Here is a 21,028-nt window from a genome sequence, read left to right on the forward strand (position 1 = left end):
TGCAGCTTGTTAAGCTACAGTCTTTTTCATTATTTTACACGAGCGCCTTGTAATTGTTCTTTCCAGAGAGCATTTAATTGAACAGCACCCGCTTGTGCACGTGCATCTTGTCTAATATCACCTGGCTTACTTCCTTGACCGAGAAGGTAGCCAGCAAAAGTGATGCCCATGAAGTCGCATATGTATTGGAACTGTTGAATCATAGGAAGTCCTTTAATATGCGGATTATCTCCACCGACGGCAATTACATACGCTGTTTTTTCTCCTAAACGCTCACGAAAGCCAGGGTACCTGTTATCCCGCATGGTTTGCGACCAACGGTCAATAAAGTTTTTCATGATACCAGACATGCTATACCAATAAATCGGGGTAGCAAACACGATGATATCGTGGGGAAGGAGACGGTCGATAATGGTATCATAATCGTCATCAATAGGGTCAAAGCCTCCGCGTTCATGACGTTGATCTTTAATAGGAGCGATAGAAAACTGGGAAAGGTTTATTCTTTCCACTTCTAAACCTGAAAGCGTTTGTTCTGTTAAGCTTTCTGTGTTTCCATTGGGACGGGTTCCACCGTAGAGGACAATCATAGAAGTCACAAATGTTCCCTCCTTCGTATCAGAATGAGGAAATCATATCATATGGGACAGGCGACTGTCACTAGAGGGGGTTGACTTTCATACGCTGCTTCCGTATAATATCTAATTAGGTTGTCTACTTTGGAGAGGTGGTCGAGAGGTTTAAGGCAGCGGTCTTGAAAACCGCCGAGGGTTCACGCCCTCCGTGGGTTCGAATCCCACCCTCTCCGCCAAAGATTTGCTGGAAAGAGAGAAAGCGCTCTAATCGCGAGAATGCGATGGGGGCGTTTTTTTGAGTGAGAATAATTAAAAATATATGTAAAAATCGACTGGGAATTTGGGATGATGAATTACTGGAAAAGCTCAGAATGAGGAGGCAAAAAAGTTACTGATCGTATAATATATACTTAAAATAAAGATTATTGCCTGGGACGAATGCATTATTCGAAGAGGTGAATGTATATTTATGAGCCAACTTAAATTTAATCCAAAGAGAGATGTATCTGCATATTTATTAGTTTGGGGACCAATGATACTTGTGCCTGTAAGTCTATTTTTTTTGATTGCGTTTAAAGAGGCCCTCGTAGGTACTTTAATATTTTTATCTTTAGCCAGTATTAACATTTGGTTTTGGGTTAGGACATATTATCTAATCTCAGAAGATGCTCTTGAGATTAGAAATGGACCAATTCGAAAAAAGATTTTTTACACAGATATTCAAGAAGTTAGAAGGACAAAAAGCATGTCTGCTAATCCTGCATATTCAGTTAATAGAATACAAATAATACACACTAAAGGGGCGGTAAGTATATCTCCGAACCAACTGGGTGAGTTTATAGAAATTATACAGGAAAAAAATTGTGATATAGAAATTAATCTCTAGCTTGGATAGAGGGGGTGAAGGGTGATGAAGCGATTTACTCCAAAGAAAGATATCTTCTCTTATTTTATTGTGGGTGTAATGTTACCATTGAATATTCTGATTCTATTTTATTCCTTTAAAGATAACAATTTTGTTCCTTATATAGTGTCTCTTGGTCCAATAAATATACTATTCACTTGGTTGTGGTTTGGTACCTTTTATGAAATTAGGGAGGATCACCTCTTTATTAGAGGTGGGCCGCTTAGATGGAAGATTCCCTACGGGTCGATTGATAGGGTAATGAAAATAAAAAGCATTTTTGCTAGCCCAGCGTCCCTTTCTTATGAAAAAATAGAGGTTCTACATAAGGAAGGTGTTATCCTCATATCCCCAAAAAGGGAACAGGAATTTATTAAGAAACTGGTTGAAAAAAACAAAAATATTCAAGTAGATATCTGACCTAGTTATGCTTCTTTATATTTAATAATATGATGAAAGTATGTGAGTTTACTCTCAATGTTTGTGAGGTGGTCGAGAGGTTTAAGGCAGCGATCTTGAAAACCGCCCAGGGTTCACGCCCGTGGGTTCGAATCCCACCCTCTCCGCCGAGGTGCTTTGATGAGCTACATGGGGATTATTTTGAGGGAGAAAAGGAAAACAGCATTAATTGTGGGTAACGCATCAGGCATGTAAGACGCGGATTCATTAGTTGAGATTGCTAATGTTAGTATTGGCTTTAGAAGAGAGGATGTTACATAGTGACTAAAGCTATAGTATATACGTCTTTTGACGGAGATAATATGCTCTATATTGATATGTTTAGAGATTTTGTTATTATGAAAGGAAGAATATCTTTAAATCCTACACATGCATTAGGATATTATGTGTCGACAGTGGAGCATAACAACAATAAAAAGAATGCTATGCAGGATTGTTGCTCTATCGAGCTACTTTGCGATGAATTTTGGGTTTTTGATGAAGCGGGTTCTGGTGCAATCAATGATTTACCCGAAGGTGTAATACTAGAGTTGCTGGTCTGGTTGAAAAATAAAAAGAATCCAAGCATTAGGTTTTTGAGCATTGATGCAATAGTGAAGGCTTTAAGCAACCGGGATTTTAGTTATGAGGGGGAGCTAAAACGTGTAACTGAAGATTTGATCCAAAAGGAATTAGAGAATATATATTTTAATGACATATTAAAACATTTACCTGACTTTAATGCCTTGCGAAGGCCGGTGTTTATAGACTTACCTTCCTCAAAATTCAAGTATGTAGATTGGGTTAAAGCTTATACTTTCAGAAAGCAGAGGGTGCCTATAGTGCCGCAAAGTATTATTCCATTTAGTGTGTATCAAGTACTAGGGAAGACCGAACAATACATCAATGATATAACAGTTTTATTAGAACGTGTGAACGACAAATGGATAGTAAGGGAATTTGATGAGGCTTCCGAGGAATTTCAAACTATTACGTACAAAGAAGTAGGTATTCCGAAATATCGCAATTCCAAAGAGTGGGCCCTAACTAGTAGGGAATTAGAGAGGAGGTAGGTTTAATTAGTATTTACATATATCCTTCAGCACCGTATGATTTTTATAAAACTCTACTTTGTTTGGATTCAATGAAAAAGAACCCGTTTGCAAAAATAGACATAGACGAGGTTTCACTTACCCGAAGTATTGTAATTGATGAACAAGCTTTAATTGTGACCATTAGGAGCATCGGGGACATTGAGAGTCCTAAACTGGTAGTAGAAGTGTTATCAGATGTTCTGCTTTCAAACAGCTCTCAGGAAAAGCTTAGGGAGCTAATTGGCTTTATGTTTGATGCGGATGCCGATATTGAATCTTTTAATGAAATGGCCTCAAAGCATAATTTAGTAACATTAATGCAAGCTCTAACGGGGCTTAGAATCGTTAAAGATCCTACAGTATTTGAATCTATTATTAAAACAATAGCTGGGCAACAAGTTTCTGTAACAATGGCGGGGAAGCTTATACAAAAAATGTGTGAAAACTACGGAGAGAAAGTTATGCATAATGGGGTGAGTTATTATCTCCCCCCGTCTTCAGATATGATTAGTAAATTACATGAGCAGGACTTACGTGAACTAGGATTTCCGTTGGTGAGAGCGAGGACGTTGATAGAGTGCGCTAAGTTGGATTTAGCTGGATATTTTAATAATCTAGAAAATTTATCTGAGATTGAGTTAGAAAAAACATTGTGCGCGATTAAAGGCATCGGGCCTTGGACAGCTCAGATGATAATGTTGTTAGGATTAGGGAAAAACCAAATTGTTCCTTGGGCGGATAAGGGGCTTCACAGGGCAATAGAAGTATATTTTTCTCTAACTAAAGGATCTGTTACTACTCAGGCAGATGTGGAACGCTACTTTCAAATGCTACAGGGGCCTAGAAGTTATATAACATATTTTCTATGGGAAAACATGATGAATTATCGAGTTACACAAGATAGTGACCTCTGAGATAGTTAGTGAATAGATATTTTAGAGAGGTTCCCTCTAGGATTATAGTGAAGATAAGAAACAAATGGAGTTTGACGAGGGTTCACGCCCTCCGTGGGTTCGAATCCCACCCTCTCCGCCAAATGAATTAATATTATCGAACAAGAAGCCGTCGGGTTGATCCGACGGCTTTATCTATTTATCAACGTTGCCTAACTTATGAAGCAGAGGCTATAATTAATTTACCTAATATTTTGTCTGAATTTTGACAACCGATAGAAGTGAAAAGAATAGACCTTCCCTACAGAGAAATATGGTTTGAAGGGAGTGATGAGTATGAGTACAGATAAAAAAAAGCATAGCGACGTATTTGATGAGATTTATGAGCGATATGAGCAAGAGCATGATTTTAAGAACCTACCAGGTTACGGTCGACCGATCTCCAAAAAAGCGTTGCAAGGGAGTGTGTTAAACAGTGTGTTGAAAGAAAGCGGTTATAAACCGCCATGGTTGGAATTACAGCATCGGATTCGCGCTGAGTTTACTGAGTTGCTAAGAATAGTGGAGGAGGAAGGAGAAGGAAACCAGGAAGTTGAGGAGAAACTGAGGATCCTTAACGAACAGGTAATAAAGTATAATCAGATTTGTCCAGTTCAGATGCAAAAAAGCGCTATTACACTTATGGAAATGAAATATCAATATAAGGTGTGGGAATAGAAAAATGAAAAACAACCTCATGTGTGAGGGAGAGGCATGTAACGAAGCTTCGTCTACATGTCTTTTTGCATTATTGTTCGTGATGCACGCACCACCTCTCCCTGTCATACCATGATAGTGGATGCTTGATGACTGGGCAGGTGCCCGATTGTGGGGGGTTAAAAGATGTGTGGAATAGTGGGTTGGATAGATTGGCAGCATGACATTAGTCAAAAGCGATCTATCATTGAAAAGATGAATGCATCACAAATGCATCGAGGACCAGACGCAGAAGGGGTGTGGTTGTCTGCTCACGTTGCGTTGGCACATCGCCGCCTAACCGTAATTGATCCCGAAGGTGGAACACAGCCAATGGTACGTAACTTTGGCGGACGTACGTTGGTCATTACCTATAATGGAGAACTATATAATATGCCAGAGTTACAGCAGCAACTTCGGAGTCGGTATCCTCTGACAAGTCGATCCGATACCGAGTTAATTTTAGCCGCCTATGCGGAGTGGGGACTGGATTGTCCACAATATCTTAATGGGATCTTTGCATTTGCAATCTGGGATGAGCGAGAGCAACATCTCTTTTTAGCGCGCGATCGCATCGGCGTCAAACCATTGTTTTATAGCGCTACGGGGGAACGCTTTTTATTTGCTTCGGAGATAAAAGCTCTCCTTACTCATCCAGATGTGGAGCCTGTTTTGGATGAAGAAGGGTTAGCAGAGGTTTTTGCGATGGGACCTGCAAGAACTCCAGGACATGGAGTTTTTAGTGGGGTGAATGAATTACGTCCAGGCTGGTGGATGAGAGTAGATGCGGATGGTGTGAAAAAGAAACAGTACTGGGTACTAGAAAGTAAAGACCACTCAGAGGATATAGTGACTACAACGGATCGCGTGCGCTCGCTCGTGAAAGATGCGATTTTGCGGCAATTGGTTTCAGACGTCCCTGTCGGAACGATGCTATCGGGGGGATTAGATTCAAGCACAATCTCTTCATGCACTGCCGAAGCATTTCGCCGTGCGGGCAAGGAAGTTCTCCACACTTTTTCAGTTGATTATGTGGATAACGATCGCTATTTTTCAGAGAATGAGTTTCAACCAAACTCAGACGCTCCTTGGGTAGAACGGATGAACGCTTTCCTGGGGAGTAACCATCAACGGATTGTGTTAGACACAAACCAATTGGTAGAAAGTTTGGCATGGGCAGCTGATGCGAGAGACTTGCCTGGAATGACAGATGTAGACAGTTCATTGCTCCTTTTTTGTCAAGAGATTAAGAAAAGAGCAACCGTTGTATTATCTGGTGAATGTGCAGACGAAGTTTTTGGCGGTTATCCATGGTTTCATCGGGAGGAGCTGGTGAACGCTCCCACTTTTCCATGGGCGCGATTAACAGGCGAGCGTGCCCGTTTTCTCTCACCTGATGTGAAGAGAATGATTCGTCCTGCTGACTATGTAGATGCTCGCTATCAAGAAGCTTTAGCAGAAGTACCGCAAAGGGAAGGGGAATCAGCCGTAGAGAAACGGATGAGGGAAATTTCTTATATAAATTTGACTCGTTGGATGCCGACTTTGTTGGATCGTAAAGATCGGATGAGCATGGCAGTCGGGTTGGAAGTGCGGGTTCCGTTTTGTGATCATCACCTCGTTGAATATGTATGGAATGTTCCATGGGAGATGAAGGCAATCGATGGTCAGGCAAAAGGACTTTTGCGCCGGGCTGTTACGGGATTATTGCCTGAAGATGTACGCACTCGAAAGAAAAGTCCGTTTCCTAAGACGCATAACCCGGCTTATCTAGAAGCTGTGCGCACACAGATGGTAGAGATTTTAAAAGATAAAACCTCTCCTCTGCTGCCATTGGTTAATAGTGAGGAGATTCGTCGTTTCGCTGCTTCAAACTTAAGCAATGTTCACCTACCTTGGTTTGGACAGCTAATGAATGTTCCGCAGTTGTTTGCTTATTTTATTCAAATAGATCATTGGATGCGGAAGTGGGGGATAAGAATAAAATAATCTTAAAAAAAATCCCTCCAATTTTGTCGAAGAGCTTGGGAAAGTAGAACTTATGTTCTATAATAAGTGTATGCTCTTCACAATAGGAGGGATTGAGATGGAGCGTTGGATTCAACTACTGGTCGCACTCCTGTCTCTGTTGCGCGTATTACTAGAACTACCGGATCGCATTCGTTGGCGAGGGCGCAATAAAGGAAACGGATACAGAAAGAACAGACGCAAAAAGTAAGTATATTTAATTATATGAAGGTGCTGTAAAAACGGAAAAAAGGTAAGAAGTGGAGAGAAGGGAGGAGCTGTAGCAGTTAGTTCCTTCTCTTCTTTCCATTTTGGTCACTGTGATAGTGACATTGATTGTACCAGTTTGAAGGGCGTGATATAATGGAAGGGAGCTTGTGCGCCCGTAGCTCAGGGGATAGAGCAGTGGTTTCCTAAACCGCGTGTCGGAGGTTCGAATCCTCTCGGGTGCGCCATATTGATCCGCTTCGATCCCTATGGGTCGAAGTTTTTTTATAGTTAAATGAATGCTAGTGAGAGGGAGGAATCAGTATGAGCCATGAAACCATTGAACAAATATATATAGCAGCGGTCGAGGTTTTTGCCGAGAGTGGTTTTGATCAAGCGAAGATGGATGTGATCGCTAAGCGAGCAGGAGTAGCTAAGGGTACCATTTATTATCACTTCACGAGTAAAGAAGAATTGTTTGTCGCCATGATGGATCAGGGTTTAGAAGCATTAACCGATCGTGTGCGCAGACGCATTGCGTCTAAGCCAAGTGCACGTATGAAAATAGAGAAGCTAATATATACACAGATAGAGTTCTTCTTTGAACACAATAAGTTTGCACGTTTATTGTTAAGTGAGGTATGGGGTTCGGCAAAACGCCAACATGATTTTCGGATGCATATCCGCGAATACGTGGCATTAATTGAAGAAGTGTTGATTCTAGGGATTGAAGATCGTTCTTTTAAAAAGTTGAATACAGTGGAAACGTCCTTCTCCATTTTTGGTGCCATCAGCGTAGCTGTTCTGCAAGAACTATTAAAACAGCCACAACGAGGAGCTGAAGTATGGATGAATGAAGCAGCTCCACGACTGGTGGAAACATTAGAAACACTTATTCTTTCAGGTATTGAAACAAAGTAGACAGCAAGGGAAAAGGATTGCCAGCTTTATTGGTATATATTATAATATACTGTACTGACCAGTCAGTTTATGAACGGAGGGGTGTATGTGAAAAAAACAAAACAAAAATACTTTCCTGCGCTCCATTTACCTAAGATGTTGCAAAGCCAAAAGATGAGAATGGGGTTACTAGGGATTATCATGATTCCTTTAATGTATAGCTATATCTATTTATGGGCTTTTTTTGATCCATACGAGCACATTAAAGACTTGCCGGTTGCAGTAGTAAACGAAGATGTTGGTGGAACAGTAGATGGAAAGCGATTTAATGCAGGTGAGGAGTTGGTGGAACAGCTGCGGGACAATGAGGATGCGAAGTGGGAATTTGTCACTCGCTCACAGTTGGAAGAGGGATTTAAGCGAAATCGTTATTATTTAGGTATCGTAATTCCTGACGACTTTTCACGTCAAGCAGCGAGTGTGACTGACGAGGAGCCGGAAGTTGCTACCCTTCAATACTATGGAAATGAAGGATACAATTATATATCTACACAGATTGGTGCACGGGTAGTAAGTGAACTGGAGATTAGTTTAGAACATGAGTTATCACGGATGTATGCGGAAGGAATTTTTAAGGAATTAAAAGCGTCTGCGAAAGAATTGGGAAAGGCAGCGGATGGGGCAGTGCAGTTGCATTCAGGGACAGAGCGACTACACGAGGGGTTAGAAAAGTTACAAACGGGCTTAGCTAAAGCGAATCAAGGTGCTTTGCAATTGCAGTCAGGGGCAGAGCGCTTGCACAGAGGTTTAAGCAAAGCAGAATCTGCTGTGTCGTCGGTGGATAAAAAAATCGATCAAGAGGTAAAACCGAAACTTCCTGAGATTGAGGAGAAGATAGAGTCGACTAGAGAAGTGATCACACTCTTACAAGAGCGATCTCAAGAAATAGAGAAAATAATGGATGTGTTGGATCAGGCGATTGAGCAGAATAAGAGACAGGAGGAAGCACTTAACTCTTTTCTTAAGGAACATCCTGATTTAGCTGAAGATCCTCATTTGCAAGAATTAGAAGTAAGTATTGGTGGAGAAGCAAAAACATTAGCTCAGTTGCGCGAGGAATGGCATTCCCATCGCACATTTATCGAGGAATCCTTACAAAAGTTTGAAGGCTTCCTCGATAACTTAGATGAAATGAAAGAGCAATTAAAACAGATAGAATTAGCGATTGGAAAATTGGATCAGGTAAAAGAACTGAAGCATGGATTAGACGAATTAAACAATGGAGCACAGATATTGGCAAGCAAACTTGGGGAGATGCAACAAGGGTTGGCACAGTTGACGGGGGGCTCCGATAAATTGGTTGAGGGAGCACAGAAGCTGGAGATAGGCAGTGGTGAATTGAAGACAGGTCTAAAGGATGGAGTAAAAAAAGCAGATGATAATCTGAAGGGTTCAGATGCTAAATCAGATATGATCTCTAATCCTGTCAATGTGGAAGAAGATCCAGTCAACCCTGTTCCTAACTATGCGACTGGTTTTACTCCCTACTTCTTATCACTGTCCCTATGGGTGGGGGCGATGCTCCTCTTTACGGTTATCGATATTCATCGTCCAGCAATTGAAAATTTCCACCCTTTATCATGGGGAGTGGGAGCATTGGTTGGTTTTTTTCAGGCGGTGATTGTGACATCGGCTCTTCTATTCGGACTTGGTATTGAAGCGAAGCTGGTGATTCCGTTGTATGGGCTAACCATCTTAATGGCGTTTACTTTTATCGCCATCAACCAAACGCTGGTGCTTTATTTTAACGATATGGGACGTTTAATAGCTATCTTTATCTTGATGCTGCAATTAACGTCGAGTGCTGGAACTTATCCAGCAGAATTACTTCCCCCGCTCTTTCAGTGGGTGCATCCGCTGATTCCGATGACATATTCAGTTGAAGGTTTGCGTTCAGCAATCTCGATTGGCGATATGTCGATGGTGATGCATAGCGTGAGGATATTATGTGGATATCTGGCAGTAGCCATCGTTTTGATGTCAGTAGGACGAGTGATGAAAGCGCGAGATAAGGCGAATAGGTGGAAGTTGTTTGTTGGGTTGTTTAAGTAATGTGAGGCAAGTAGAGAGTAGAATGAAGGTGAAGCCGCCTCCAATAGAGTGAAGGCGGCTTTACTTTTTTATTTAAAACAGAATGATTACGATTTACTTCTGGGCGCAATCTGTATATAATGGAGAAGAAAAGCGTGAAGGTCTCCTGTTATATAGGTGGGGTATACAGATGAAGAGTAAGATGAAATATTGTATTGCAATACTGATCGTGATGAGTACGATTACACTGCTTGTGTGGATGGTGTGTCCAGAGGAGAAAGAGATGGAGCAGGAACGGCTACTCGTGTTTACCAGTTTTTATCCCTTGGCTGATTTTGCGGATAAGATTGGCGGGGAGCATGTAGAAGTGACGATGATTGTACCAGCTGGAGTGGATCCACATGAGTATGAGCCATCAGCGAAGGACTTGGCACATTTGAGTAAAGCAGATGTGTTTTTATATAACGGTGCAGGGTTTGAATCGTGGGCACAGCGGGCTACCTCGATGTTAGAGAAGGAAGAGAGCGTAGTTGTAGCTACTATACATGAGGCACTAGCTGAAGAATCAGAGATGAATGAGGAAGCACACCATGATGAACATGATGAACATGAGGAAGAAGAGCACGATCATGGGGGAGTTGATCCTCATGTATGGCTTGATCCGCTGCGGGCACAGGCGCAAGCAAAAGTGATTCGCGATGCTCTGATTGAGGCAGACCCCGATCACCGTACTGAGTATGAAGATAACTATGCTCAACTTTATGAACGGCTGCAGGGACTTCACGATCAAATCGATCGGATAGCACAACAATCGACTCATAAGCATTTTGTTACTTCACATGCTGCCTTTGGTTATCTCGCGGAACGGTACGGTTTACAACAACTAGCAGTTCATGGGCTAGTACCTGCGGATGAACCTTCTGCCAAAGAATTAGAAGAAGTGATAACTTCGATACGAGAGCTGGGAGTGGAAGTTTTATTGATAGAAAGCTTAACAGCTTCACGCGCTATGAGTGTGATTGAACGAGAGACGGGAGTACGGACGCTCTCCTTTCATTCTTTGGAGGGATTGACGAAGACAGAGGTTCAGATGGGAGAAGATTATTTTTCGATCATGGAGACAAATATCGCTCATCTACGAGAAGCGTTGGAGGGACCTTGATGATGACAACTATATGCGAGATGAAGGATGTAGCCCACGCTTATCAACAAGGAGTTGTGTTGGAGCATATTAATTTTACAATAGAGCAAGGGGAATTTGTTGCATTGGTAGGGCCTAATGGATCTGGGAAATCTACCTTTATTAAACTAGCGGTAGGTGCGATGACACCCGACTGGGGTGATGTAACACTGTTTGGGGAATCTGTACACCGCTTTCGTGCACGCGATCAGATTGGATATGTCTCACAGCGGGCCAATCGATTTAACGCTGGCTTTCCGGCCACTGTTTCAGAAGTGGTAGCATCGGGTTTGTATGCGAAAAAAGGATTGTTTAAACGTCTAAACAAGCGTGATTGGGGTGATGTGGATAATTCCTTGGAGCTGGTGGGAATGGAGGCGTTTCGCAAACGCCATATGGGGCAGTTGTCAGGAGGGCAGCAACAGCGTGTATTGATTGCGCGTGCACTGGTTAGTCGACCAAAGTGGTTGGTGTTAGATGAGCCGACGGTGGGTTTGGATCAGGAATCGATCGGTTCTCTCTATGAACAGCTGCTGAGCTTACAGCGCGATCATCACTTGACCTTGTTAGTGGTGACTCACGACATGCAAGATGTACTTACGTATGCGGAGCGGGTGGTATACTTGCAGCGACGCATCTTGTTTGATGGGGCGATCACAGAGTGGTCCCAGTATAAGGGGCAGGAAGTTCACTCTTATCGACTTCCTTTTGAGCATGATCAGATTATGGCGGTGAAAGCAGGGTTACAGAGATGATTCAATCCATTATTGAGTTTCAGTTTATGCGTTATGCCCTCATCTCAGGGGTATTGATTGGTCTAATTGCACCTTTGATCGGTGTCTTTTTAATGGTTCGTCGCCTTTCTCTCATTTCGGATGCATTGGCACATGTAACGTTGTCAGGGGTAGCAGCAGGATTATATTTACAAAATAGCTTTCCAGCCTGGTTCACTTTTAGTCCACTATATGTAGGGCTTAGTTTTTCTATTGGCGCCTCTTTTTTTGTGGAACGTTTACGTCGCTGGTTTACTCATTATCAAGAATTGGCGATCCCGATTGTGTTATCGGCGGGGATTGGTCTAGGTGTTGTATTAATCAGTGCAGCAGATGGCTTTAATGTCGATGTGGCAGGATATTTATTTGGTAGCATCCTTATGATTAACGTAAATGAGATGAAAGGAATTATACTGGCAACTGGTATTGTACTCGCTGTCGTGATACTCTTTTATAAAGAATTGTTTGCGTTGTCGTTTGATGAAGAGAATGCTCGCATAGCTGGGATTTCTGAGCGATGGATCAATACCCTCTTTATGGTGGCGGTGGCGGTGGTTATTACTGCTTCTATTCGTGTAGTTGGCATTTTGCTCGTCTCTGGGCTTATTACGTTGCCAGTAGCTGCTGGGTTACAAGTAGCACAAAGCTTTCGACAGGTGATGATGTGGTCCGTCATCTTTGCGCAGACTTCGGTTTTATGTGGCTTAACCGCAGCGTATTATCTGGAATGGGCATCAGGCGGAACGATTGTATTGGTCGGGGTGTTGTTATTGTTGCTGGTTATTGGCAGTAAAAAAGGGTTGGGAATATTGAAGAGAGGGTCACTGCAATGAAGATGGAACAGGCATTGGAGCGATTAAAAAAGCGGGGATATAAGTATACAGGTAAACGAGAGGCGATGGTTCGCATCTTTGCAGAGCAAGACCGCTATTTGACAGCAAAAGAAATGGTAGAGTTGATGCAAGAAGAGTTTTCTAGTATCAGTTTGGATACGGTATATCGCAATCTAGCACTATTTGAACAGCTGAGCATCTTAGAAGCGACTGAATGGATCGGGGAGCGTCGCTATCGTCTCAGTTGTAATGAACACCATCATCACCATCACCATCTCATATGTACAGAATGTGGTCGTACACGTTCGATTCGGGCTTGTCCGATGGATGCCCTCTTGGGCGAACCAGATGGGTTTGCGATTACAGGACATAAATTTGAAATTTATGGTATTTGCAAGCGATGTGAAGCATAGAGGAGCGAGTTGCAAGTGGAGCAAGCGCAGCGAGATGAAAAATTTATGCGTGTGGCAATTGAAGAGGCAGAACACGCAAGAGCGATCGGAGAGGTACCGATTGGGGCTGTTATTGTACGTCACGGTGAAATTATCGGTCGCGGCTATAATTTGAGAGAGACGAAGGGGGATCCTACTGCTCATGCTGAGATGGTAGCGATCCGTGCAGCAGCTAGTCGATTGGAAGCTTGGCGCTTAATGGATTGTGAGCTGTATGTTACATTAGAACCGTGCCCTATGTGTGCAGGGGCCATTGTACAAGCACGTGTGGAAAGGGTAATCTACGGCACTCCTGATCCAAAAGGCGGATGCGCGGGGACATTGATGAATTTATTACAGGAACCGCGTTTTAATCATCGTGTAGACGTGGTATCGGATGTTTTAAGAACAGAGTGCGCAAGTTTACTCACTTCTTTCTTTCGTCAACTGCGTGCTAAGAAGGGAACCAGCGGGAGGAAGTCTTGACAGCAAAGAATAAATCCTGTATCATTTTATATTGTCAAGTTAAGTGTTGTCCATGGAGAGGTGTCCGAGTGGCTTAAGGAGGCGGTCTCGAAAACCGTTGTGCGGGTATTCCTCGTACCGTGGGTTCAAATCCCACCCTCTCCGCCAAAAAAGTAATGCCCTCATCGCTATAAATGCGGTGAGGGCATTTTTTGTTAACTGAAATATTGAGTGGATAGTTAAGGTCAAGGGTTACATACTCTCTACTTCTGGACTTTCAGCGGCAGTCTTCTCTGTCGCTCGTTTGGATATAGAACGATAGATGAGTTGAAAGGTGAGTACGCCGATAAGTCCGCAAGTGGTAATAGCGATTACGACTGAGGTTTTGGAGAGATAACCACTCGCGATAATGGTGAGTGATGCAATACCCATGGCCAAGTTGTATGAAGCACTGTTAATTGACATATAGGAACTTCTCGCCTGCTCGGATGGGAGTGAGGCAAGGAGGGATTCTTTTACAGGGAAATAAACAATTTCTCCGATAGAAGCAATCACCATGAGTCCGAGCAATAACCAGATATTATTTGTGTAGGCGATGATTGCGTAGCCGAGCACATATGATGCAGTTCCCAAAAGTAGTGCCTTGCGATCTCGTAATTTTTTAATGATCATGACGGCTACAAAGGAGAAGAGTAGGGCGACCACTGTGTTTTCCGCGAGTAGGAACCCGAGAATATTTACACCATCCAGCTCCCATATGAACAGTTGTTGTGAATTAAATTCTTGACTTAATCGAACAGAAGTGAAATTGGTGAGATGAAACTCCATCGACATGATCAGCACACCGGCGAGGATAAATAGAACAAACAATTTATCTGATAGTACGACTCGATATGTTTTAAATAAGTTGCTGAAATGAGCTTCTTTTGCCGTTTTTTGTGTTGGAAAGTAGCTTTCTGTGATAAAAGAGAACGTTAACAGGATACTGAACAAAGAGATAATGGATAGAACAGCTAACATTTCAAAAAGGTGATCAATAAAGAAGAGTCCTCCGCCGATTCCTCCTATGATTACACCCAAATTATATGCCCAGTAAACCAATGTGTACATCAATGTCCGTTGTTCAGGTGTACTTACATCGATGAGCATCGCTTGGTGAGCAGGGCCTGAAAAACCACCGCTGATCATATAAATGGTCATTGCGAAGAAGGTGATTTCAGGAGATTGAAACCAAGGTGAATTGCACAACATTGTGATGATAATAGCTGATGTTTTTAAGGTTTCCGCAAATATAAGCATCTTTCTTCTGCCGTATTGATCTGAAACGTAACCACCTATAAAGTTAAAGATTAGCCCAATGATGATGTTGATGAGAATTAACACACCTGCGATTTTGGCTCCAAAGTGACTAACAAAGTAGATGGCCATAAAGGGAAGAATCATACTACTTAACATGGAACTGATAAACATCGATATAATGCGTAGCTTTACATTAGGATGAAAATCTTTAAATTTCATGGTAGAACCCCTTTCTATCTATGTCTATATATAGGTTATTAGGTGTTGATAAATGGTAAGGAACCATCTGCTATGCACTCTCCTTACTTCTCGTCGTCTGGTTACGTTCGGCTCGGGCAGAAATATCTTTGTAGATAATGGAATAGATCGCTACTCCTACCATCCCAACTCCGATAATGATAAAAACAACTATGAGGTTGGATAGATAGGCACTTATAATGATCGTGAGGGAGGCGATGATATGGGCAATATCAAAGGAAAGATCATTGATGGACATGTAGGAGCTTCGATTATGCGCAGACGGCATCTCTGCAATAAGCGATTGCTTGATGGGTATATAAATCACTTCTCCCAAAGTAGCAATCACCATTAAAGCGATTAGCAACCATAAATTGTTAGTATAGGCGATGAGACCGAACGCTAGGACATAGATGGAGGCTCCAATAATTAACGAGGAACGCTTTCTTAATCGATTGATAATGAAAATAGCAAAGAGCGAAAATATGACGGCTAAAATGGTGTTTTCTGCACGCAGGAATCCGAGCATATTAATCCCGTTTATCTCCCATTGGAGAAATGTTTGTGTTATAAATTCCTCGTCTAAGCGAATGGCGGTAAAATTGGTGAGGTGAATTTCCATTGAAAGAATAAACGTACCTGCAAGAATAAAAATAATAAATAGTTTATCTTTAAATATTTCTTTGTAAGTATGAATGAGGCTACCGAAGTGCTCTATCCCTTTCGTATTTAAGCGAGGGAAGTGTGTTTCGGTAATAAAGAATATGGTGAGAGCAACATTGACAAATGAAAAAAACGCCAACACAGATAACATCTCAAATAAATAGTTTTGAAAGAAGAGACCGCCTCCAATCCCTCCGATGGCTACGCCTACATTAAATGCCCAGTATATATATGTATAGATCAAAGGTCGTTGCTCAGAAGTGCTAACATCGATTAACATACCTGAGTGTGCAGGACCTGCAAAGCTGCCGTTAATTTTATACAGAATCATCGCTATGTATGTAGCACTTGGAGATACGAACCAAGCGGAATTGCATAGTAGCATCATGATAATGGCAGTAAACTTTAAACTCTCTGCAAATATGAGCATTTTTCTTCTCCCAAAGCGATCGGAGAAGTAACCACCGATGAATCCGAAGATAATAGATACGATAACGCTGATTAAAAGTAATGTACCTGCTACTTTATCACCATAATAGTTAGCCAGGTAGATAGCCATAAAGGGGAGGATCATGCTACTAAGGGTGGCGCTGATAAACATAATGAAAATCCGTAACTTTACATTGGGATGAAAGTCTTTAAATCTCATGGTTAACTCCTCTCGGGAAGTACATTATGTAAGATCACTCTATTAGCAACTATAAAAAACTAACTATCTACATGGTTCTTCATTCTAATTACAAATCCCTTCCATCTGTTTTAAACATTCATTTGTTGTATTGAAAAATGTTCTATGTAGATAGGAGAAAAGCGAGTGAGTAAGGAGAGGTACTTGGCAGATTTATGTGTATGAAGAAAAAACCGAGTAACGTGTACTCGGTTTTTTCTTCTATGAGGGCTTAACAATCCCTGGTTTGATGCCCATCTCATCAAGTTTCGTCCAAAGGGAGGACATCGTTTCTTCTGGGTTACGATAAAAGGCACTACCTCGTACACGCCAGAAAGTCCAACCGGAACGCTCAAGGATGCGCTGACGCGCAATATCTTCTTCCCAATTTTCGATGGTATGCCAAGCATCTCCATCGCATTCGACCGCGAGTCGATGCTTCACGCCCTCAATTACGAGGTCTATACAAAACTTCCCTATCTTGACGTGGGGACGTACCTGGAATCCACGGGCGATGATCATTCGCAGGACATCCATCTCCAATTGGGACTCACAATCGTGTTGTAAATCCTTCACTGGCTCTAAGGGACGAACAGGATGTTGACAGTAACTTAAGAGGCGATAGCGTAAATCCTCTGGATTAAGATCTTCTAAGTCGACAGAATGATAGAGGCGCATTTGGTTTTGCGCACGACTGGCGGCAACGTTAAAACGCTGTTGAGCATCACGTCGGGTCAATGCTTGATAACGAACATTGCCTGCGACAACTAGCGATAGAAACATAATATCCCGTTCGTCACCCTGAAAGGCGTAGGCATCACCGCAGATGAGGCGACGCTTCACCATCTCTTCTTCCCCGATTACGTGACGAAGTTTGGAGTCAATTAAGTCCGCTTGTTCTGAACCTAGAAGAGAGATGACTCCCATGGAATGATCGGTGAAGAAGGGATCGTTCACCAGTTTGCGGATATCTTCAACGATCGCTTCTGCTTCGGGTAGATTAAGAACACGTCCTTCTTCTCGATAACCGACTACCCGCTTGGCAAGAACAGGGGGGTCAATCCGTTCTGCCGCTGTAGGATGGCGGAGTGGAATCACTTCGTTTCCGTAACTTACTTCGTTGGAAAACTGGATGATCTCAGGAGCGCAGCGAAAGTGTTCCTTTAACATCAGCTTTTCAGGGAAGATTCTAGTAGCAATATCGTAAAGAGATGTTTGCATATCTAAACTGTTCGCTTGCGGAATTCCTTCGAGATGGCGAGAGATGAGCGTTCGTACCTGCTCTTGATTAATGCCGACAGCTGCAGGGCTGATCTGTTCGTCATCGCCTACCACGACCGCTTTTTTAGCACGTAATAAAGCAGTGAGGGAGAAAATATCACACTGACTGCTTTCATCTACGATAACGACATCAAAAAGTTCGTTGTCGAGGGCAAGGTTTTCGATGACACGATGGATAGGCATAATCCAGACGGGAATGGCTGATTGGCAGTGCTCCATTTCTCGGCGCGCATCTTGTCGGTGCTTGGCAGCATACTTGCCAGTTCCTTTTCCAATGCGTTTAATCTGCTGTTTCCATGCCATAAGGGAGCGTTTTTGTGTTTCTGTGATGCGTTCTAGTTGTTTGCGCCAGGCGGATTTTGCCACGATTTGTTCCGTAAGCTTCCGTTGTTTTCTTTGACTTGAATGTATTTGGGCTTCTATTTTCTCAGGTTGAAATTGATTGATGTGCCTGATGGTGGTTTCCGCTCGTCGCCAGTGCCAAGCCTCCTGCCAGTCAACAGGGAAAGGCTCATGATTACCAAGCTGCTGTTCAATCTGAGACGCCCAACGCGGAGCAACTGTAGCTAAGCGATCAAGTAATGTTTTCCACTCTTCATACTCCGCAACAGCTGTTTGTAGAGAGTGGCTTTGTTCAAATGCTTCTCTCCATTTGTTTTCGTCTAGTTTATTTAATGCTGTAAGCAAGTGGCTACATAGCGGGTGGTGAGCTTGTAAAAGGTTTTTTTCTAGCTGTTCTTGTTTTTGTTGATGTTCAGAGCGCCATGTGTTCCAAGCTAGTTTTGTGTAGGTAACTTGCACCGCTTGTAATAAATCTTCATAAACGGCAACTTCCTCCCACTTCAAACTAGCGGGGAAAGGGGCTGGCACCATGTGGTGCAGCTGCTTGATAAGTTGAGCTAGTTGTAATACATCTTTTAACTCTTTTAGAAAGGGGTCTACTTCTGCTGTGATTCGTTTGCGAGCGGGGTCCAATAGTGGACCATCTATCTCTTGGAATAAGGTGTTCCACTTTCGAATGAGTCGCTCTCTTTTCTCCTGTCCTTGGATGCGCTTACGAATCTGTTCCACATCCTGCTCCGTTTGTAACGGGCGCCCGTTAAGAAGAGGGTGTTTGACAAGATAACGCACTTTTCTACCTGAGGTAAGGAGATAAAGAGCAGAGGCTTTCCCCGTTTTACGAAATTGCTCTTCTAAGCTTTGCAAGTCTTGCTCTAGTTTTACGCGATCAACAGCAGGGAGTTGGATATCAAACTCGGCTAATTGCTGATGTATGTCTGCAATGTCTGCCAATTGAGTACAGGTAAACTCATATAGTTGCTCCCATGACTGGGCGCGAGTGCCACCGGCTAAAAGGTCTTGTAGCATGAGTTGCACATGCGTGTGAGCAAGCAATTCTTTATGACGCAAAATGGTATTCAAGTGCTGTTCTATCTCCTGTAACGGTGTACTTGCTTGTGGAAGAGGGTACTTGGTGAGCAGGTGCTGATATTGGGTAAGTTGCTTTTTATACTTGATACCTTTTTCAGCCCAGATGGAAAAGTGGGTGGGAGAATCTAACTTTTCTACATCAGGGATGATGAATTGAGTAGCGATGTGAGGAAGGTCAACAGATAATGCACCTGTTAGCTGCCACAAACGACGCATCTGACCATCACTTAAGGGCGGTGAGGAGTTAAGGTCGTCTGGGAGCCAGCCGTGCTGATTTTCTGTTGCGGTTAGTTTTTCTGCCACTGCGGAAGGGAGGAGCTCTTCTTCATACCACTTCATCTTTAGTTGTTCTCTGTGTGCTGCTTGTCGCAGTTGATTTTGCGCTTCAGCTTCCTCTTTCATTGCCTGCTTTAGGGCTACTTGTAATTGTTCACTCTCCTTTCTTAAGGTCTCACTGTCGTATTCCGCCATCTTATTTGAGATAGAGCGAACAGAGTCTTCTATTTCCTGCAATGATTTGGAATCCCCTCCTAGGACTGAGACGCAGAGTGAGCGGATATCTTTAGGAATTTTATCCGCTAAGACGCGCAAGGCGGGCTCTTTCTGGCTCGTGACAAGTACCTTTTTACCATGTGCGAGGAGGTGGCTGATCAGGTTGACGATAGTGTGGCTTTTTCCAGTACCGGGTGGTCCTTGAACTGTTACCCCAAATTGTCGGGCCAAACGGCGAGCAATCTCACGCTGTTCTTCATTTGCAGGCAAAGGGAAAAAGAGGTCTTCTCCGACTTCTTTCCAGTCGGGAGTATGGACTTGAGCAGCGTTGTCATCGGGAAGTTGGGTGAGGGCTTTTAACGGTAGGGGAAGCTCCCGTCCCTCTTCTATCTCCTTAAGCACGGTATTTAACTCATCTTTCCACTGTTTATTATTCTTTTTACGGACAAACCAAATGGTTTGATTGGTGATAAGCGGTTTTTGAGAAAACGAAGGTGAGCATTTAGGATCAAAGCGACCCTCTGGGTCGATGGTATGTGCGATTTCATGGTATAAGGGAAAGATGCTTTCAGGATCGAGCGGATTTACCTTTTCTTCGATTACACGTTGCTGAAGCTGACCGAAGAGGGTCTCGTTAGGGAGCTCTAGTCCTGCAAGCATTTCCATTTCTAGCTGAGTGCCTTTTGAAGTAGGAGTAAGGGTAAATAACCCTTTGCGTGCATTAAAGGAAATTTCCATGCGGGTAATGAACAGAGGGTGATAGATTTTTCCCTTGGGATGTTCCCATGATAGCATTCCATGTCCAAAAGCGATTTCGATCGTTTCTCCCTCGCGCTCTAGCTGTTGGCGTAGAGCGAAGAGGGTACCATATAGAAGTTTAAGCTGTTTTCTACGTTTACACTCTTCTGCCCACTCTCGCCAAGTTTGTAACCAGTGTGTCTGTTGGTCGATGCGAGTCGAATCTTCAGTAAAGAGAACCGTCCTGAGTGAGTGTGGATTCTCTTTACTTGGCAGCGATTGTTCGTTATAGAAGGTAGGTTCATTCCGTTCATCTTTATAATCAGACTGGAGCCATTCCACAAGTGAAGATGGGGGGAGTGGGGCGGATGGAAGGGTGGGCTTATGTATTTCTAACCAAGCCTCGGGATAAGCTTCAGATCCATATAAAATACAACCGTTTGTTTGAGGTAGATCGGAAAGATATTTATAAACACCATATTGTTGAAAATTGCGAATAGGTGGTGAGGTGATATTTTGTATGGATAATAAATATTGGAAAATTTGCTTCGCTTTATGATCCATCTTTTCACTCCCTTTCATTAGAGTTCATTGAGAGTCTTTCATTTATTGTAAGTGCTACGCTCTTCATTTTGCAAGATTTGTACCTAGAAGATGGGACAATAGTTCAGGGTGGCTAATCACTGTGATGTTT

At 42.8% G+C, this 21,028-nt stretch carries 18 protein-coding genes and 3 tRNA genes; 17 read left to right on the top strand and 4 right to left on the bottom strand.

The features are described from left to right. Nucleotides 1-29: 29 nt before the first annotated feature. Nucleotides 30-590: a flavodoxin family protein gene (locus NXZ84_RS14310; protein ID WP_258841068.1), complete on the bottom strand. Its 561-nt coding sequence runs from the start codon at nucleotides 588-590 to the stop codon at nucleotides 30-32. Nucleotides 591-721: 131 nt separating this feature from the next. On the opposite strand from NXZ84_RS14310, the gene NXZ84_RS14315 reads away from it, so the two are divergent. From NXZ84_RS14315 to NXZ84_RS14395, 17 genes are all read left to right on the top strand, one after another. Next, nucleotides 722-811, top strand: a tRNA-Ser gene (locus NXZ84_RS14315). A 233-nt stretch (nucleotides 812-1,044) separates the two neighbouring features. Beyond that, nucleotides 1,045-1,461, top strand: a complete 417-nt coding sequence (locus NXZ84_RS14320) for a PH domain-containing protein (RefSeq protein ID WP_258841026.1) — start codon at nucleotides 1,045-1,047, stop codon at nucleotides 1,459-1,461. A 24-nt stretch (nucleotides 1,462-1,485) separates the two neighbouring features. Continuing rightward, entirely contained in the window at nucleotides 1,486-1,899 is a 414-nt protein-coding gene (locus tag NXZ84_RS14325; RefSeq protein ID WP_258841027.1) for a PH domain-containing protein, read from the top strand. Nucleotides 1,900-2,198: 299 nt separating this feature from the next. Next, complete coding sequence (locus NXZ84_RS14330) at nucleotides 2,199-2,990, top strand: hypothetical protein (RefSeq protein WP_258841028.1); 792 nt, start codon at nucleotides 2,199-2,201, stop codon at nucleotides 2,988-2,990. Nucleotides 2,991-3,061: 71 nt separating this feature from the next. Continuing rightward, a complete protein-coding gene (locus tag NXZ84_RS14335; protein ID WP_258841029.1) occupies nucleotides 3,062-3,925 on the top strand; it encodes a DNA-3-methyladenine glycosylase family protein in 864 nt (287 codons plus the stop codon). A 315-nt stretch (nucleotides 3,926-4,240) separates the two neighbouring features. Beyond that, the gene (locus NXZ84_RS14340; RefSeq protein ID WP_258841030.1) at nucleotides 4,241-4,621 is read left to right on the top strand and encodes a DUF1992 domain-containing protein; all 381 of its coding nucleotides are present in this window, start codon (nucleotides 4,241-4,243) and stop codon (nucleotides 4,619-4,621) included. A gap of 165 nt (nucleotides 4,622-4,786) precedes the next feature. Next, nucleotides 4,787-6,628 carry an asparagine synthase (glutamine-hydrolyzing) gene (gene asnB, locus NXZ84_RS14345; protein ID WP_258841031.1) on the top strand — a complete coding sequence of 614 codons (1,842 nt, stop codon included), beginning with the start codon at nucleotides 4,787-4,789 and terminating at the stop codon, nucleotides 6,626-6,628. A gap of 97 nt (nucleotides 6,629-6,725) precedes the next feature. Next, complete coding sequence (locus NXZ84_RS14350; protein ID WP_258841032.1) at nucleotides 6,726-6,857, top strand: hypothetical protein; 132 nt, start codon at nucleotides 6,726-6,728, stop codon at nucleotides 6,855-6,857. Between the two features lie 168 nt (nucleotides 6,858-7,025). Next, nucleotides 7,026-7,101: transfer RNA gene (locus tag NXZ84_RS14355), tRNA-Arg, on the top strand. A gap of 76 nt (nucleotides 7,102-7,177) precedes the next feature. Beyond that, the gene (locus NXZ84_RS14360; protein ID WP_258841033.1) at nucleotides 7,178-7,774 is read left to right on the top strand and encodes a TetR/AcrR family transcriptional regulator; all 597 of its coding nucleotides are present in this window, start codon (nucleotides 7,178-7,180) and stop codon (nucleotides 7,772-7,774) included. A gap of 87 nt (nucleotides 7,775-7,861) precedes the next feature. Next, a complete protein-coding gene (locus tag NXZ84_RS14365) occupies nucleotides 7,862-9,865 on the top strand; it encodes a YhgE/Pip domain-containing protein (RefSeq protein WP_258841034.1) in 2,004 nt (667 codons plus the stop codon). 169 nt (nucleotides 9,866-10,034) lie between these two features. Continuing rightward, nucleotides 10,035-11,006 (top strand): metal ABC transporter solute-binding protein, Zn/Mn family, encoded by a 972-nt coding sequence (locus NXZ84_RS14370; protein WP_258841035.1) that lies wholly within the window; start codon nucleotides 10,035-10,037, stop codon nucleotides 11,004-11,006. Further along, nucleotides 11,006-11,779 (top strand): metal ABC transporter ATP-binding protein, encoded by a 774-nt coding sequence (locus NXZ84_RS14375; RefSeq protein WP_258841036.1) that lies wholly within the window; start codon nucleotides 11,006-11,008, stop codon nucleotides 11,777-11,779. Before NXZ84_RS14370 ends, NXZ84_RS14375 begins: the two co-directional genes overlap by 1 nt. Next, nucleotides 11,776-12,630 (top strand): metal ABC transporter permease, encoded by an 855-nt coding sequence (locus NXZ84_RS14380; RefSeq protein WP_258841037.1) that lies wholly within the window; start codon nucleotides 11,776-11,778, stop codon nucleotides 12,628-12,630. Before NXZ84_RS14375 ends, NXZ84_RS14380 begins: the two co-directional genes overlap by 4 nt. Continuing rightward, complete coding sequence (locus NXZ84_RS14385; protein WP_258841038.1) at nucleotides 12,627-13,043, top strand: Fur family transcriptional regulator; 417 nt, start codon at nucleotides 12,627-12,629, stop codon at nucleotides 13,041-13,043. Before NXZ84_RS14380 ends, NXZ84_RS14385 begins: the two co-directional genes overlap by 4 nt. 15 nt (nucleotides 13,044-13,058) lie before the next feature. Next, entirely contained in the window at nucleotides 13,059-13,547 is a 489-nt protein-coding gene (gene tadA, locus NXZ84_RS14390) for a tRNA adenosine(34) deaminase TadA (RefSeq protein WP_258841039.1), read from the top strand. Between the two features lie 54 nt (nucleotides 13,548-13,601). Beyond that, nucleotides 13,602-13,694, top strand: a tRNA-Ser gene (locus tag NXZ84_RS14395). Nucleotides 13,695-13,778: 84 nt separating this feature from the next. Here the strand turns inward: NXZ84_RS14395 and NXZ84_RS14400 are convergent. The 3 genes from NXZ84_RS14400 to NXZ84_RS14410 all read right to left on the bottom strand — a co-directional run bounded on the left by NXZ84_RS14400 (nucleotide 13,779) and on the right by NXZ84_RS14410 (nucleotide 20,898). Next, the gene (locus tag NXZ84_RS14400) at nucleotides 13,779-15,044 is read right to left on the bottom strand and encodes an MFS transporter (protein WP_258841040.1); all 1,266 of its coding nucleotides are present in this window, start codon (nucleotides 15,042-15,044) and stop codon (nucleotides 13,779-13,781) included. 70 nt (nucleotides 15,045-15,114) lie between these two features. After that, the gene (locus tag NXZ84_RS14405) at nucleotides 15,115-16,374 is read right to left on the bottom strand and encodes an MFS transporter (protein WP_258841041.1); all 1,260 of its coding nucleotides are present in this window, start codon (nucleotides 16,372-16,374) and stop codon (nucleotides 15,115-15,117) included. A gap of 240 nt (nucleotides 16,375-16,614) precedes the next feature. Then, nucleotides 16,615-20,898: an AAA domain-containing protein gene (locus NXZ84_RS14410; RefSeq protein WP_258841042.1), complete on the bottom strand. Its 4,284-nt coding sequence runs from the start codon at nucleotides 20,896-20,898 to the stop codon at nucleotides 16,615-16,617. Nucleotides 20,899-21,028 lie beyond the last annotated feature (130 nt).

The sequence above is a fragment of the Mechercharimyces sp. CAU 1602 genome (assembly GCF_024753565.1).
Classification (GTDB): Bacteria; Bacillota; Bacilli; order Thermoactinomycetales; family JANTPT01; genus Mechercharimyces.